A 14,860-nucleotide genomic window follows, 5' to 3' on the forward strand; every position below is an offset into this window, starting at 1 on the left:
AGCGCCGATGGTAGTTGGGACCTTGTCCCTGTGAGAGTAGGACGTCGCCAAGCAAGATAAAAACACAAGTCTTTTGACTTGTGTTTTTTTATTTCCCATGAAATAGGTTGGATTCCTGTAGTAAAAATGCTGAAATATAGTAAGGGATTTTTTGAGCAGAAATATTGAGAAACTGATAAATAAATGGATAATCTTCAGATCCATAGCTTCCAAGTAAGTCATACCACCAATCTGTTTCATACCTCGAAATCATACTTAAATTATAGAGCAATAAATAATGAACAAGGAGCTCAGGCAACACTGGCTTAGAGTTTCTAGGGTCGTTCGTAAGTGGTAAATAATAAGTATCAGCAAGATACTCGTAGTATAAAGGTGTGCTATACATAGGATTCCATGATTGAATAGGTGCTGAAAAAAACACATTTAATTCATTATTTTTCTCAGGTACGTGTTGTATTGATAAATGCTTACAAGCTGTTTCGATGTAACGAGAAAATCTCTCTTTAGTCATATGTAGTCGATCTAGTATGTTGACTGAAAAGGAGAGCTCATTTTTATTTGTTGAATCGATTTTATATAATGTTGTTCCTTTTTGACTATAGCGAAATAAATGTTGTAACTCAGGGATTTTCCCCATTAACTCTAACATATTAAACTTTTCTGTTTCCAAGTGTTTCATGTGAAACAGTTGTTCTGCAGCGTGAGTAAATAGTCCGTTTTTCTGTATTTTCACCTCATCTTCTAAAAATTGATATCCTTGTTTTTTTCGTTTACGGGTTGTCACTCCATGTGCTAAAACAGTTGTTGATTCTGGATAGTTGGGATTAATAGTTAATAAACAAGCTTTAAAAAGTTGTCCCATTCCATAAAATAACAGCATTGGCTGAATGGAAAATGGCGCTGTTTTATATAATTCATAATAATTTTTACCGTGTTCTAAGTAATAAATAAATGGATAACAATTTTCAAAACCTTTTTTTTCGGCATCCTGAATCGAGGATTTTTCATAACAACGGGCAAGATAATGTTGTACGTTTTGAGATGAAAAGAAGAAACTTAATTGCTGCCAAGCACAAGGTGTATGATGCATATATTACGCTCCTTTTATTGTCTAAAAATTCTAACATATTCATACTTTCTTGACAGTATTTTAACCAATTGATAAGCTACTAATAATAATTTCTGGTATTATGGGGGGAACAATTATGTGGGAATCTAAATTTGTTAAAGAAGGTTTGACTTTTGATGATGTATTACTTGTACCAGCAAAGTCAGATATATTACCAAGAGAAGTAAGTGTTAAAACAGTTTTATCTGAAAGCTTACAGTTAAACATCCCGTTAATTAGTGCAGGAATGGATACAGTAACAGAAGCTGATATGGCTATTGCAATGGCTCGTCAAGGCGGTTTAGGAATCATCCATAAGAATATGTCTATTGAGCATCAGGCAGAGCAAGTTGACAAAGTAAAGCGCTCTGAAAGCGGCGTTATTTCAGATCCATTCTTTTTAACTCCAGAACATCAAGTATATGATGCGGAACATCTTATGGGAAAATACCGCATCTCAGGTGTACCAGTTGTAAATAATTTAGATGAGCGAAAATTAGTTGGTATTATTACAAACCGTGATATGCGCTTCATCCAAGACTACTCAATCAAAATTTCTGACGTAATGACAAAAGAACAGTTAATTACAGCCCCAGTTGGTACTACACTAGGAGAAGCTGAAAAGATCCTACAAAAGTATAAAATTGAAAAGCTTCCTCTTGTTGATAATAGCGGTGTATTACAAGGGCTTATTACAATAAAAGATATTGAAAAAGTAATTGAATTTCCAAACTCTGCAAAGGATAAGCAAGGACGCTTATTGGTTGGAGCAGCAGTTGGTGTAACAGCTGATGCAATGCTTCGTATCGATGCATTAGTAAAAGCGAGTGTAGATGCAATTGTACTTGATACAGCTCATGGACATTCTCAAGGTGTTATTGAAAAAGTAAAAGAAGTTCGCGCAAAATATCCAGCACTGAATATTATTGCTGGAAATGTTGCTACAGCTGAAGCAACGAAAGCATTAATTGAAGCTGGTGCAAATGTAGTTAAAGTTGGTATTGGACCAGGTTCTATTTGTACAACGCGTGTTGTAGCTGGAGTTGGTGTACCACAATTAACAGCAGTTTATGATTGTGCAACTGAAGCTCGTAAACATGGTATTCCAGTTATTGCAGATGGCGGTGTTAAGTACTCTGGTGATATGGTTAAAGCTTTAGCGGCAGGGGCACACGTTGTTATGCTAGGTAGTATGTTCGCTGGTGTAGCTGAAAGCCCTGGAGAAACTGAAATTTACCAAGGCCGTCAATTTAAAGTATATCGTGGTATGGGTTCTGTTGGAGCAATGGAAAAAGGAAGTAAAGATCGCTACTTCCAAGAAGGAAACAAAAAGCTTGTTCCAGAAGGTATTGAAGGACGAGTACCATATAAAGGACCTTTAGCAGATACAGTTCATCAATTAGTTGGTGGATTACGTGCAGGTATGGGATACTGCGGAGCACAGAATTTAGAATTCTTACGTGAGAATGCGCAGTTCATTCGTATGTCAGGTGCTGGTTTACGTGAAAGCCATCCTCATCACGTACAGATTACAAAAGAGGCTCCAAACTACTCATTATAATGTCTTATATGTAAATAGACGGAGATTTGATATCTCTGTCTATTTTTTTTTGATTATGTTAGAATAACGGTTATGTGAGTACATAGATATTGGGGGTAGCAAAAGTGAAAGGTATGTTTTGCAAAAGATTCATTGCGTTGGTAACAGTGCTTACAATAGCTTGTAGCATGCTTGTACCATATAGCAATGCATCAGCAGAAACAGGAGCCGCTTTAAACATTGAAGCAGGTGCGGCAATTTTAGTAGAAGCGAATTCTGGGAAGATTTTATATCAAAAAAATGCAGATGAGTTATTATCAATTGCTAGTATGACAAAAATGATGAGTGAATACCTAGTGAACGAGGCTGTTGCGAAAGGGAAACTAAAATGGGATCAAAAAGTTAAGGTTTCCGAATATGCGTATAGCATTTCGCAAGATCGTTCATTATCGAATGTGCCTCTACGAAACGGTGAGTCTTATACAGTAAAAGAGCTATACGAAGCAATGGCAATTTATTCTGCTAATGGTGCAACAATAGCGTTAGCTGAAGCAGTTGCTGGAAAAGAAGTAGACTTTGTAAAAATGATGAATGATAAATCGAAAGAGTTTGGATTAAAAAATTATAAGTTTGTAAATTCTACGGGCTTAACGAACAAAGATTTAAAAGGACACCATCCTGAAGGGACAACTCCAGATGAAGAAAATAAAATGTCTGCGAGAGATGTAGCAATTTTAGCACAACGTCTTATTCAAGATTTCCCTAAAACATTAGACATAGCAAAAATTTCAAAAAAAGTATTCCGTGAAGGTACTCCGGATCGGATCGAAATGCCTAACTGGAACTGGATGTTAAAAGGGTTAATTAAGGAATATGAAGGCGTAGATGGTCTGAAAACAGGATCAACTCCAGAAGCAGGAGATTGTTTCACTGGTACGATTGAAAGAAATGGTATGCGTTTCATTTCTGTAGTTATTAAAACAAAATCTCATACAGCAAGATTTGATGAGACAAAGAAATTATATGATTATGGCTTTGCTAACTTTGAAATGAAGAAAATGTATGAAAAAGGTTCTTCGGTTAAAGGAAAAGAAACAGTAAGAGTTGAAAATGCGAAAGATAAAGATGTAGCAGTTCAAACGAAGCAAGCTGTTTCAGTTCCGGTGCCAAAGGGAAGTAAAGACTTTTATAAAACAGAATTTAAAGAAGGAAATAAGGGACAAGAAGCACCTATGAAAAAAGGAGTTGCACTTGGCCAAATGGTTGTAACGTCTAAAGATAGTAATGACCCTGGATTTTTATCAGGAAAATCATTACAAGTAGACCTTGTAACAAAGTCTGAAGTAGAAGAGGCAGGCTGGTTCACACGTTCTATGCGCGGAATTGGTTCTTTCTTTAGTGGTATGTGGAATAGTGCTGTTGATACAGTAAAAGGTTGGTTTTAAAAGCTCCTCATTGTAGGAGCTTTTTCTTATTCCTATTTTTCATACCGACTTTATGAAAAAGTAGTGGACAAGCATCAGATAGTTAGTGGTAGAATGTAAGAGTATTCTTAATTTTCTTCTTTAACGGGGGAAAGCAATTCACCTAGGGGGGTTTTTGTACATGACAAATGTAACAGGGACAGAACGTGTAAAACGTGGAATGGCAGAAATGCAAAAAGGCGGCGTTATTATGGACGTAGTTAACGCTGAGCAAGCAAGGATTGCAGAAGAGGCAGGCGCAGTTGCTGTTATGGCATTAGAGCGTGTACCTGCAGATATTCGTGCAGTAGGTGGCGTTTCTCGTATGGCAGATCCAACAATTGTTGAAGAAGTTATGGGTGCTGTGTCAATTCCGGTTATGGCAAAATGCCGTATCGGTCACCTTGTAGAAGCACGTGTATTAGAATCATTAGGGGTAGACTATATCGATGAGAGTGAAGTATTAACTCCTGCTGATGAAGTATACCATTTAAATAAACGTGATTACACAGTTCCGTTTGTATGTGGTTGCCGTGATATCGGAGAAGCTGCACGTCGTATTGCAGAAGGTGCATCTATGCTTCGTACAAAAGGTGAGCCTGGAACAGGAAACATTGTAGAGGCAGTGCGTCATATGCGCCAAGTCAATGCAGAAATCCGTCAAGTTGCGAGTCTACGTGAAGATGAGTTAATGACATATGCAAAAAATACTGGTGCTCCTTATGAAGTACTACTTGAAATTAAACGCCTTGGTCGTTTACCAGTTGTAAACTTTGCAGCAGGTGGTGTAGCAACACCAGCAGATGCAGCGTTAATGATGCAACTTGGTGCTGATGGTGTATTTGTTGGATCTGGTATCTTCAAATCAGAAAACCCAGAGAAATTTGCACGTGCAATCGTTGAAGCAACGACTCATTATGAAGATTACGAACTAATTGCAAGCCTTTCTAAAGGATTAGGTAATGCAATGAAAGGTGTCGAAATTTCAACGTTATTACCAGAACAACGCATGCAAGAGCGTGGATGGTAATTAAAGGAGATCTTTAAAATGGTGAAAATCGGTGTGCTAGGTCTTCAAGGTGCTGTTCGTGAGCATGTGAAATCAGTTGAAGCAAGTGGTGCAGAAGCTGTTGTTGTAAAGCGTATAGAACAACTTGAAGAAATTGATGGTCTTATTTTACCAGGCGGTGAAAGTACAACAATGCGCCGTCTTATTGATAAGTATGCTTTCATGGAGCCTCTTCGTACATTTGCGAGGTCTGGTAAACCAATGTTTGGTACATGTGCAGGAATGATTCTTCTTGCGAAAACACTTATTGGCTATGAAGAAGCACATATTGGTGCTATGGATATTACGGTTGAGCGCAATGCGTTCGGACGCCAAAAAGATAGTTTTGAAGCTGCACTTTCAATGAAGGGTGTGGGAGAAGACTTTGTTGGTGTATTTATCCGTGCTCCGTATGTTGTAAATGTAGCTGATGATGTTGAAGTACTTTCTACACATGGCGATCGAATGGTAGCGGTAAGACAATGTCAGTTTTTAGCTGCTTCTTTCCACCCAGAATTAACGGATGATCACCGTGTAACAGCATACTTTGTAGAGATGGTAAAAGAAGCGAAAATGAAAAAAGTTGTATAAGTAACTTGCAACTTGTATAAGATTATAGTAAATTGATGGTAACAATTTTATAAAATAAGCGTGTTGATAGGAAGTAGTAACAAATGTTGTTTCTTATAGAGAGTCGATGGTTGGTGGAAATCGATAGAAACAGTTTGTGAATCCATCCTGGAATGGAATGTGGAATATCTTTTGATTAGTAAGCATTCCCGGTGAAGAGCCGTTATTTCTACTTGAGAGGAAAGCGGTAATGCTTTCAACTAGGGTGGCAACGCGGGTTAACTTCCGTCCCTTTGTATAGGGACGGGAGTTTTTTGTGTTTTATAAAATAAAAGGAGGAGTATATAATGCTTGATATTAAATTTTTACGTACAAATTTTGAAGAAGTAAAAGCAAAATTACAGCATAGAGGCGAAGATTTAACGGATTTTGGTCGCTTTGAAGAACTTGATACGAGAAGAAGAGAGCTACTTGTTCAAACTGAAGAACTAAAAAGTAAGCGTAACGAAGTATCTCAACAAATTTCAGTATTAAAGCGTGAAAAGAAAGATGCGGAAGCTCTAATTCTAGAAATGCGTGAAGTTGGGGAAAAAGTAAAAGATCTTGATAATGAGCTTCGTACAGTTGAAGAAGATTTAGAAAGATTAATGCTATCTATCCCAAATATTCCTCATGAATCTGCTCCAATAGGTGAAACAGAGGATGATAACGTAGTAGCACGTACTTGGGGAGAAGTGAAAGAATTTACTTATGAGCCAAAACCACATTGGGACCTTGCTACTGATTTAGGGATTTTAGATTTTGAACGTGCTGGGAAAGTAACAGGAAGCCGATTTGTATTTTACAAAGGTGCTGGTGCAAGATTAGAACGTGCTTTGATTAGCTTTATGCTTGACCTTCATACTGATGAGCATGGATATGAGGAAGTATTGCCTCCTTATATGGTAAACCGTGCAAGTATGACAGGAACAGGACAACTTCCGAAGTTTGAAGAAGATGCATTCCGTATTGAAAGTGAAGATTATTTCCTAATCCCAACAGCTGAAGTACCTGTAACGAATATGCATCGTGATGAGATTGTGAGTAAAGAGCAATTGCCGATACGATATGCTGCGTTTAGCTCATGCTTCCGTTCTGAAGCAGGTTCAGCTGGTCGTGATACACGTGGTTTAATTCGCCAACACCAATTTAATAAAGTTGAACTTGTGAAGTTCGTGAAACCAGAAGATTCTTACGAAGAGTTAGAAAAATTAACAAATGATGCAGAGCGCGTGTTACAATTATTAGAGTTGCCATATCGCGTTATGAGCATGTGTACAGGAGATTTAGGATTTACAGCAGCGAAGAAATATGATATTGAAGTATGGATTCCAAGCTATGGTACATATCGTGAAATTTCTTCTTGTAGTAATTTTGAGGCATTCCAAGCGAGACGCGCGAATATCCGTTTCCGTCGTGAGCCAAATGGCAAACCGGAACATGTTCATACACTAAATGGATCTGGTCTTGCAATTGGACGTACAGTGGCAGCTATTTTAGAGAACTATCAACAAGAAGATGGTACAATTATAATTCCAGAAGTTCTTCGCCCTTATATGGGAGGAAAAACAGTTATTAAATAAGTTAAAACATTCATCGGTATGAGTGATTGGTAATTATGGACGTTGTCAGCAATGTCATAAAGGAGAGGGAAAGTAAAATTTCCCTTTCCTCATAATTTATTATAGTAGGGTTGACTAACTGTTTTTCTTTTGATATTATATTTGATGTCAATATGGAGGTATACCCAAGTCTGGCTGAAGGGATCGGTCTTGAAAACCGACAGGCGGCGAGAGTCGCGCGGGGGTTCGAATCCCTCTACCTCCTCCAGATATAATTGACAACAGCGCATATAAGTGGAGATTGGAGAACTCGTTACCAACACGTAACGAGTTTTTATTTTAAAACCAATCATAAAGTATGATGTAAGGATATAGTGTCCTTATTACACACTCATATTCCGATGATTATCTTCATAGATATGAAAGGAGTTAACATGGATCTTATTATACAAACGTTTCCTTTAGATGGAAAAACTTTATATTATGTACAATGTCCTGTCTGTAAGAACAATAGAATTTTAAACAGTGGTGCAAATGTGTCGCGCATTATAAGTGATGATACATTCCGTAAGCTTTGTGGTTGCACTTGTGATGTAAAACAGGTTGCAAAAAAAGTAGAGGTGCCAAAAGAAGCTGAAAAACCAGCTGTGCAAAAAGAAGTAACTCCAAAACGTACAGGGAAATTACTAACAGCAGTAATTAACGGGAAAGAAATGACCGTTAAAGAGATTGCTGAAACATATGATATTAGTACGAGTACTGTTCGTCAGCGTATTAATGCTGGAAAGCCAGAGAGTGAAATTATTGCTCCAACGAAAAAGAAAAAGTAATTTCATAGGAAAACCCGTGCATATGCACGGGTTTTTTATTTTACAAGTTTACGTGTTTGTTTTAAAAAATGTCCAATTTTTTTAATGATTGGTTCGACTGAATCGCCATCTTTTAAAATATCGTATTCATTAATGTTTAATCGTAAAATAGGGCATGAATTAAAGTTATTAATCCAGTTATCGTAACGTCCATGCATCTCTTTCCAATACTCGATTGGTGTTTGCTGCTCCATTGGACGTCCTCGTTCTTGAATACGATCGACAATATCATCAAACGAACCTTCTAGGTAAATTAATAAGTCTGGATGAGGGAAGTAAGGAGTCATGACCATAGCATCAAATAAACCTTTGTATGTTTCATAATCAGTTTCAGTCATTGTACCTTTTTCGTGATGCATCTTTGCGAAAATACCAGTGTCCTCATAGATAGAACGGTCTTGAACAAAACCGCCACCATATTCGAAAATTCTTTTTTGTTCTTTAAATCGTTCTGCTAAAAAGTACACTTGTAAGTGAAAGCTCCAGCGTGTGAAATCAGCATAGAACTTGTCCAAATATGGGTTGGAATCTACTTTTTCAAAAGATGTACGATAACCTAAAGCGTTAGCTAATGCAGTTGTCATAGTGGATTTACCGACACCTACTGTTCCAGCAATAGTGATAACTGCATCATTTGGTATATCATATTTTTGCCTTAAATTCATTGTTATTTCGACTCCTTCAAGAGAGTATTTTGAAGAGCGGATAAGATGACATTTAAATCATCAGGATTTCTTACAAAATCCATATCGTCTCCATTAAATTTCAATACTGGAATATCTGGATGGTCCTTTTTGAAAGCATCCATTGCTGTTTCGTAATCTTTTGTAAGCTGTAGTAAGTAATTTGGATCCATATTTTTTTCGAATTCTCTTCCGCGCATCGCAATTCGTTTTTGTAATGTTTCTAGGCTCGCTGTTAAATAAACGATGACATTTGGTACAGGCATATCTTGCGTAAGAATGCGATAAATTTGCATGTACTTGTCATATTGAGCATCTTTTAATGTACGGGATGCAAAAATTAAATTTTTAAATATATGATAATCTGCTACTACAGGCTTCCTTTGATTCAAATACTTTATGTTAATATCCTCTAGTTGTTTGTATCTATTACAAAGAAAGAACATCTCTGTTTGAAAACTCCATTCGTCGATGTCTTCATAGAATTTTCCTAAAAAAGGATTTTCATCAACAATCTCTTTTAGTAAGTGGAGTTGCATGTGAGTTGAAAGTTCCTTCGCAAGTGAAGTTTTTCCAACACCAATTGGTCCTTCAACCGTGATAAATGGTACTCCGGTCACGCTGTTTCCTCCTTTCAATCAGTGATTTACCGTGACTACTAAAAACACAAAACAGAATTATTGTAGCACAAGAGGGGAGCGAGCGGACTAATTTGATATAAAAAGTTAGAAAATAGATATGTATTAATTAAATTCTATTTGGGATGACGGTACAATATTTGCCTTTAATGTGGCCTCCATTATTTTTAAAGCATGTTCATTATCTTGCTCGTTATTAGAAGCGATGCAATCCCGTGGTACATAAAGTGTATAATTTCTCATATGGGCATCATTAGCTGTAAAAAGGATGCATATGTTCCCGGCAATTCCTGTTAAAATGAGATTTTCGATTTTCAAATAACCTAATAAAGAATTCAAAGGTGTTTCATAAAAAGCAGAATAATGTGGTTTAATAAAAATGTAATCGTCAGTATGCGGAGCAATGGCCTCGATAATATTTTTACTATACTTATTTGTACAATGAGTGATAAGTTGATCAATATCAGATCTCCAAAGTTGATAGTGATCATTGACATAAATTATTGGATAGCCCAATGATTTCATGGTGTCCTTTAATTGTAAAATGGGGTTCTTTATAATTTCACATTTCTGTGCCAGGATGGGTCCGTGGGAGAATTGAAAATCATTAATCATATCGATAATGAGTAAGGCAGTATTTTTCATATGTAATTCCCTCTCTTTCTTCTTTAGGTTGGATTGAATTTGTAAAAGTTATCCCACCTGCAAGAAATGAAAAAGTGTATTTTATTTTTGGTGAAAGGACTATATTATGGAGCGAGATATATATTTTATGCAGTTAGCAATAGAGGAAGCGAAGAAGGCGGAGGCGATACAAGAGGTACCAATTGGTGCTGTAATTGTGCTAGATGGTGAAGTGATTAGTGTCGCACATAACTTAAGAGAAACTGAACAGAGATCAATAGCTCACGCCGAACTCTTAGCTATTGATGAAGCTTGCAAAAAATTAGGGACATGGCGTTTAGAAGATGCAACGTTATATGTAACATTAGAACCTTGCCCAATGTGTGCAGGGGGAATTGTTTTATCGCGTATAAAACGGGTTGTATATGGTGCGAGCGATCCGAAAGGTGGATGTGCAGGTACGTTGATGAATCTTTTAACTGATGAGCGTTTTAATCATCAGTGTGAAGTAGTGCCTGGTGTACTTGAAGAGGAATGTGGTACGTTGTTAACGATTTTTTTTAGGGAGCTTCGTAAGAAAAGAAAAGAAGTGAAAAAACTAGAGAAAAGTAATGGTAACTAACGTATTTGCATTTTGTAAAAAAACAAGTTATACTGATAATGCCTTATCCAAGGCAACCGAATATTGGTTTTAACTTTGCCGTGCTAAGCGGGGAGGTAGCGGTGCCCTATACTCGCAATCCGCTCTAGCGAGGCTGAATCCCTTCTCGAGGTTATGCTGCTGTAAGGTCTGCCTTAAGTAAGTGGTGTTGACGTTTGGGTCCTGCGCAACGGGACCCCGTGAACCTTGTCAGGTCCGGAAGGAAGCAGCAATAAGCGGGTTTTCTCGTGTGCCGCAGGAGTGCCTGAACCGAGCTAACTGCTTGAGTAACGCTTATGGTACGTAATCGACAGAAGGTGCACGGCAGTTATATATGTATACAAAACTCACCTTTATATAAAGGTGAGTTTTTTGTATGGAAAATAACTTTTGGAATCTATAAACAGAATGGGTTATAATAAATAAGATAATAACCTTTGAGGGAGGCCGTATTTTCGTGTCATACCAAGCGTTATACCGAACATGGAGACCGCAAAAATTCGAAGATGTAGTCGGTCAAAAGCACGTGACAAAAACGTTGCAAAATGCCCTTCTTCAAGAGAAAGCTTCACATGCTTATTTGTTTTCGGGTCCGAGGGGAACAGGGAAAACGACAATTGCAAAAGTATTTGCAAAGGCAATTAACTGTGAACACGCCCCGGTAGCTGAACCTTGTAATGAATGTCCTTCTTGTTTAGGAATTACACAAGGGTCTATTTCAGATGTATTAGAAATTGATGCGGCTTCAAATAACGGTGTAGATGAAATTCGAGATATAAGAGATAAAGTAAAATATGCTCCAAGTGCTGTAGGATATAAAGTATACATTATTGATGAAGTTCACATGCTTTCTATGGGTGCCTTTAATGCGCTTTTGAAAACTTTAGAAGAGCCGCCAGGACATGTTATTTTTATTCTGGCGACAACAGAACCGCATAAGATTCCAGCTACAATTATTTCGCGTTGTCAGCGTTTTGAGTTTCGAAAGATATCAGTAAATGATATCGTTGAGAGGTTATCGACGGTCGTGACAAATGAAGGTACGCAAGTAGAAGATGAAGCGTTACAAATCGTAGCGCGTGCCGCCGAAGGTGGTATGCGTGATGCCCTCAGTCTTATTGATCAAGCTATTTCTTATAGTGATGAGACGGTGACGAGTGAAGATGTTTTAGCTGTAACAGGATCTGTATCTCAGCGATATCTGGGTGACCTGGTAGAATGTATACGTGAAAATGATGTATCAAGAGCGTTACGTATTATAGATGAGATGATGAGTAAAGGGAAAGATCCAGTTCGCTTTATGGAGGATTTCATTTACTACTATCGTGATATGCTTTTATATCAAACTTCACCACAATTAGAACATATGTTGGAACGGGTAATTGTAGATGATCAATTCCGTACGTTAAGTGAAGAAATGCAACCGGAAGTAATCTATGAAATTATTCATACCCTTAGTAAGGGACAACAGGAGATGAAGTGGACAAACCATCCAAGAATATTCTTGGAAGTTGTTATGGTGCAACTGTGTCAGCAGTTTATGATGCAAGCAAACGGCGCAGATCGTTTACAAGCGATTATGAACAGGATGCAGCAGTTGGAGAAAGAGTTAGAGCAAGTTAAAAAGAATGGCGTGCCAGCTGGTGTGCAGCAGGAAGTAAGAGAGACGCGGGCAACACCAAAACCAGTACGAACAGGAAGTATGAAAATTCCTGTTGGACGTGTGAATGAAGTGTTAAAGCAAGCGAAGCGTCAAGATTTAGAACAGTTAAAAGCTGTATGGGGCGAATTATTAGGAAGGCTCAAGTCACATAACAAAGTAGCATTTGCTGTTTTATTAGAAAATAGTGAACCAGTTGCGGCTTCGGATGATACCTATGTGTTAGCATTTCAATATGAGATTCATTGTAAAATGGCTAGTGAAAATCGAGAAGCGATGGATACATTGGAACAAACTCTTTTTGAATTGTTAAGTAAAAGGTTAAATATGATTGCTATCCCAAAAAGTGAATGGGGTAAAATTCGTGAAGACTTTTTACAACGCGAAGGCGGGGATTCTGAAGAAAGCCCAGAACAAAAAGAAGATCCTCTTATAGAAGAGGCTGTAAAATTAGTAGGGCAAGAACTTATTGAAATAAAAGAGTAATAATAATGAGGAGGAATTAATTATGATGCGTGGCGGAATGGGAAATATGAATAATATGATGAAACAAATGCAAAAGATGCAAAAAGACATGGCGAAGGCGCAAGAAGAGCTTGGCGAAAAAACAGTTGAAGGTACAGCTGGCGGCGGAATGGTTACTGTTATTGCAAATGGTCATAAGCAAGTTCTTGAAGTGAAAATTAAAGAAGAAGTTGTAGATCCAGAAGATATCGAAATGTTACAAGACTTAGTATTAGCTGCAACGAATGATGCACTTAAAAAGGTTGATGAACTTTCAAACTCTACAATGGGCAAATTTACAAAAGGCATGAACTTACCAGGTGGAATGTTCTAGGAGGATATTGATATATGCATTATCCAGAACCGATATCAAAATTAATCGATAGTTTTATGAAGTTGCCAGGAATCGGACCGAAAACAGCGGTTCGATTGGCATTCTTCGTGTTAGATATGAAAGAGGATGATGTACTAGGTTTTGCGAAAGCACTTGTGAATGCAAAGCGAGATTTAGCGTATTGTTCTGTGTGCGGACATATCACTGACCGCGATCCTTGTTATATTTGTGACGATTCGCATAGGGATCAATCGGTTGTTTGTGTAGTACAAGAGCCGAAAGATGTAATTGCGATGGAAAAAATGAAAGAATATCAAGGTGTATATCATGTTTTGCGTGGTGCCATTTCTCCAATGGAGGGAATTGGACCAGAGGATATTAATATCCCGCAGTTATTAAAGAGACTGCAAGATGAAACAGTACAAGAAGTGATATTAGCAACAAACCCTAATATTGAAGGGGAAGCTACAGCAATGTACATATCCCGCCTCTTAAAGCCAACAGGAATTAAAGTAACTCGTATTGCACATGGTCTGCCAGTTGGTGGAGATTTAGAATATGCAGATGAAGTAACACTATCGAAAGCTTTAGAAGGCCGTAGAGAGATATAAGAGGAGAAGGGAAAATGTTCTTTCAAAAAAAGGGTAAGTTGCGTAAAGAGTATGACGATAAGTTAATTGTATTATTAGAAAAGGTAAAGAATGAATGGCTACGTCAGAAGAGACTGGTTGAACAAAGTGTTGAGCCGTCTCAAGATGTACTTTGTTCTTTAAAAATAGCAGAGGCGAAATATTTTTTCTTGTTAAAAGAAGCAAAACGTCGTCCTGTGAAAATGGAACAATGGTAAAAGGTCCTGCTTTTTAAAGTGGGACCTTTTGCTTTTTATCGATTTATTTGTGAGTAACAGGGCTACTTTATTTTGGGGATATAAAGAGGAGAAAGAAAAAGTGGGAATGGAATTAGTTGTATCTAATTGCTAGTGCTTAGAAGAAATATTACTGATTAAAGGTTATAAAGATGAAGTGGTAGGAGTTATGTTATAGATGTTCTTTTTTCTTGTCTTGTCCCATACAAATGGATATGTATAGGTCATTCATAAGGAGGAAAAAATGAATTCTACAATTATTATTGTTGGCATTCTTGCTTTGGTTTTTATTTTTCTTGTTTTTGGTGTTTCTGCTAAACCAATACGTTTTATAGGGAAAGCACTCTTTCATGTCACTTTAGGTATAGCGTTACTATTTATTGTGAATGTTGCAGGGACATATTTCGATTTTCATATTCCAATTAACATGGGCACAGCTACAGTATCAAGTTTATTAGGGGTGCCAGGTGTTGCTGCATTAGTGATTATTAAGCTATATATAATGCCAAGATAAATTTATTTTGGCATTTTTTAAAAAAGCGTTGACTTATCGATTAGTAATATGATAAATTAATAAGCGTCGTCAGGAACGAAAGAAAAAAGTTGTTGACAGATTCAAGTCAAAATGTTAAATTATAAAAGTCGCTGAAACGCGGCATTGAACTTTGAAAACTAAACGAAACAAACAACGTGAAACGTCAATTTTTATTTTT

Annotated in this window: 16 protein-coding genes, 1 tRNA gene, 1 other RNA gene and 1 other annotated feature; of the genes, 14 read left to right on the plus strand and 4 right to left on the minus strand. The window is 37.3% G+C overall.

The features are described from left to right. Positions 1-88: 88 nt before the first annotated feature. A complete protein-coding gene (locus AB3X48_RS09700; RefSeq protein WP_016106805.1) occupies positions 89-1,090 on the minus strand; it encodes a YaaC family protein in 1,002 nt (333 codons plus the stop codon). 115 nt (positions 1,091-1,205) lie between these two features. On the opposite strand from AB3X48_RS09700, the gene guaB reads away from it, so the two are divergent. The 7 genes from guaB to AB3X48_RS09735 all read left to right on the plus strand — a co-directional run bounded on the left by guaB (position 1,206) and on the right by AB3X48_RS09735 (position 8,160). Beyond that, positions 1,206-2,669 (plus strand): IMP dehydrogenase, encoded by a 1,464-nt coding sequence (gene guaB / locus AB3X48_RS09705; RefSeq protein ID WP_002159656.1) that lies wholly within the window; start codon positions 1,206-1,208, stop codon positions 2,667-2,669. 113 nt (positions 2,670-2,782) lie between these two features. Next, entirely contained in the window at positions 2,783-4,093 is a 1,311-nt protein-coding gene (locus AB3X48_RS09710) for a D-alanyl-D-alanine carboxypeptidase family protein (protein WP_133059459.1), read from the plus strand. A gap of 160 nt (positions 4,094-4,253) precedes the next feature. Further along, positions 4,254-5,141: a pyridoxal 5'-phosphate synthase lyase subunit PdxS gene (pdxS, locus tag AB3X48_RS09715; protein ID WP_002151929.1), complete on the plus strand. Its 888-nt coding sequence runs from the start codon at positions 4,254-4,256 to the stop codon at positions 5,139-5,141. Positions 5,142-5,159: 18 nt separating this feature from the next. Further along, positions 5,160-5,750 (plus strand): pyridoxal 5'-phosphate synthase glutaminase subunit PdxT, encoded by a 591-nt coding sequence (pdxT, locus tag AB3X48_RS09720; RefSeq protein WP_016106807.1) that lies wholly within the window; start codon positions 5,160-5,162, stop codon positions 5,748-5,750. 54 nt (positions 5,751-5,804) lie between these two features. Next, positions 5,805-6,025: a binding site (T-box leader), on the plus strand. A gap of 51 nt (positions 6,026-6,076) precedes the next feature. After that, on the plus strand, positions 6,077-7,351 hold the full coding sequence (serS, locus tag AB3X48_RS09725; protein WP_002009617.1) for a serine--tRNA ligase: 1,275 nt from the start codon (positions 6,077-6,079) through the stop codon (positions 7,349-7,351). Between the two features lie 154 nt (positions 7,352-7,505). After that, positions 7,506-7,598: transfer RNA gene (locus AB3X48_RS09730), tRNA-Ser, on the plus strand. A 166-nt stretch (positions 7,599-7,764) separates the two neighbouring features. Beyond that, positions 7,765-8,160: a sigma factor-like helix-turn-helix DNA-binding protein gene (locus AB3X48_RS09735; RefSeq protein ID WP_002107271.1), complete on the plus strand. Its 396-nt coding sequence runs from the start codon at positions 7,765-7,767 to the stop codon at positions 8,158-8,160. 35 nt (positions 8,161-8,195) lie between these two features. Here the strand turns inward: AB3X48_RS09735 and AB3X48_RS09740 are convergent, their stop codons facing one another. The 3 genes from AB3X48_RS09740 to AB3X48_RS09750 form a co-directional block, all read right to left on the minus strand. Next, positions 8,196-8,864 (minus strand): deoxynucleoside kinase, encoded by a 669-nt coding sequence (locus tag AB3X48_RS09740; protein WP_016106808.1) that lies wholly within the window; start codon positions 8,862-8,864, stop codon positions 8,196-8,198. A gap of 2 nt (positions 8,865-8,866) precedes the next feature. Further along, positions 8,867-9,502, minus strand: coding sequence for a deoxynucleoside kinase (locus AB3X48_RS09745; protein ID WP_002159650.1), 636 nt, complete (start codon positions 9,500-9,502; stop codon positions 8,867-8,869). Between the two features lie 123 nt (positions 9,503-9,625). Next, positions 9,626-10,165, minus strand: a complete 540-nt coding sequence (locus AB3X48_RS09750; RefSeq protein WP_016106809.1) for a cysteine hydrolase family protein — start codon at positions 10,163-10,165, stop codon at positions 9,626-9,628. A gap of 106 nt (positions 10,166-10,271) precedes the next feature. On the opposite strand from AB3X48_RS09750, the gene tadA reads away from it, so the two are divergent. The 7 genes from tadA to AB3X48_RS09785 all read left to right on the plus strand — a co-directional run bounded on the left by tadA (position 10,272) and on the right by AB3X48_RS09785 (position 14,661). Then, positions 10,272-10,766 carry a tRNA adenosine(34) deaminase TadA gene (gene tadA, locus AB3X48_RS09755; RefSeq protein WP_002029304.1) on the plus strand — a complete coding sequence of 165 codons (495 nt, stop codon included), beginning with the start codon at positions 10,272-10,274 and terminating at the stop codon, positions 10,764-10,766. A 78-nt stretch (positions 10,767-10,844) separates the two neighbouring features. Continuing rightward, positions 10,845-11,109, plus strand: an RNA gene (gene ffs, locus AB3X48_RS09760) — signal recognition particle sRNA large type. Positions 11,110-11,241: 132 nt separating this feature from the next. After that, positions 11,242-12,930, plus strand: coding sequence for a DNA polymerase III subunit gamma/tau (gene dnaX, locus AB3X48_RS09765; RefSeq protein ID WP_002029302.1), 1,689 nt, complete (start codon positions 11,242-11,244; stop codon positions 12,928-12,930). A gap of 25 nt (positions 12,931-12,955) precedes the next feature. Further along, positions 12,956-13,282, plus strand: a complete 327-nt coding sequence (locus tag AB3X48_RS09770) for a YbaB/EbfC family nucleoid-associated protein (protein WP_170935248.1) — start codon at positions 12,956-12,958, stop codon at positions 13,280-13,282. A 14-nt stretch (positions 13,283-13,296) separates the two neighbouring features. Continuing rightward, a complete protein-coding gene (gene recR, locus AB3X48_RS09775; RefSeq protein ID WP_002009629.1) occupies positions 13,297-13,893 on the plus strand; it encodes a recombination protein RecR in 597 nt (198 codons plus the stop codon). Positions 13,894-13,907: 14 nt separating this feature from the next. Continuing rightward, on the plus strand, positions 13,908-14,129 hold the full coding sequence (locus AB3X48_RS09780; RefSeq protein WP_002009631.1) for a YaaL family protein: 222 nt from the start codon (positions 13,908-13,910) through the stop codon (positions 14,127-14,129). 262 nt (positions 14,130-14,391) lie between these two features. Beyond that, positions 14,392-14,661, plus strand: a complete 270-nt coding sequence (locus AB3X48_RS09785; protein ID WP_002063354.1) for a pro-sigmaK processing inhibitor BofA family protein — start codon at positions 14,392-14,394, stop codon at positions 14,659-14,661. The last annotated feature ends 199 nt before the right edge of the window (positions 14,662-14,860 follow it).

Origin of the sequence: Bacillus sp. S4 (assembly GCF_040838205.1) — a bacterium.
Lineage (GTDB): Bacteria > Bacillota > Bacilli > Bacillales > Bacillaceae_G > Bacillus_A > Bacillus_A cereus_U.

What these genes read in the sequence shown, in the direction of transcription:
- pdxS (WP_002151929.1), top strand. Translation starts at nt 4,254, where the DNA reads ATGACAAATGTAACAGGGACAGAACGTGTAAAACGTGGAATGGCAGAA.
- AB3X48_RS09710 (WP_133059459.1), top strand. Translation starts at nt 2,783, where the DNA reads ATGTTTTGCAAAAGATTCATTGCGTTGGTAACAGTGCTTACAATAGCT.
- AB3X48_RS09750 (WP_016106809.1), bottom strand. Translation starts at nt 10,165, where the DNA reads ATGAAAAATACTGCCTTACTCATTATCGATATGATTAATGATTTTCAA.
- recR (WP_002009629.1), top strand. Translation starts at nt 13,297, where the DNA reads ATGCATTATCCAGAACCGATATCAAAATTAATCGATAGTTTTATGAAG.
- tadA (WP_002029304.1), top strand. Translation starts at nt 10,272, where the DNA reads ATGGAGCGAGATATATATTTTATGCAGTTAGCAATAGAGGAAGCGAAG.
- AB3X48_RS09700 (WP_016106805.1), bottom strand. Translation starts at nt 1,090, where the DNA reads ATGCATCATACACCTTGTGCTTGGCAGCAATTAAGTTTCTTCTTTTCA.
- AB3X48_RS09780 (WP_002009631.1), top strand. Translation starts at nt 13,908, where the DNA reads ATGTTCTTTCAAAAAAAGGGTAAGTTGCGTAAAGAGTATGACGATAAG.
- guaB (WP_002159656.1), top strand. Translation starts at nt 1,206, where the DNA reads ATGTGGGAATCTAAATTTGTTAAAGAAGGTTTGACTTTTGATGATGTA.
- AB3X48_RS09785 (WP_002063354.1), top strand. Translation starts at nt 14,392, where the DNA reads ATGAATTCTACAATTATTATTGTTGGCATTCTTGCTTTGGTTTTTATT.
- AB3X48_RS09740 (WP_016106808.1), bottom strand. Translation starts at nt 8,864, where the DNA reads ATGAATTTAAGGCAAAAATATGATATACCAAATGATGCAGTTATCACT.
- AB3X48_RS09735 (WP_002107271.1), top strand. Translation starts at nt 7,765, where the DNA reads ATGGATCTTATTATACAAACGTTTCCTTTAGATGGAAAAACTTTATAT.
- AB3X48_RS09770 (WP_170935248.1), top strand. Translation starts at nt 12,956, where the DNA reads ATGCGTGGCGGAATGGGAAATATGAATAATATGATGAAACAAATGCAA.
- serS (WP_002009617.1), top strand. Translation starts at nt 6,077, where the DNA reads ATGCTTGATATTAAATTTTTACGTACAAATTTTGAAGAAGTAAAAGCA.
- pdxT (WP_016106807.1), top strand. Translation starts at nt 5,160, where the DNA reads ATGGTGAAAATCGGTGTGCTAGGTCTTCAAGGTGCTGTTCGTGAGCAT.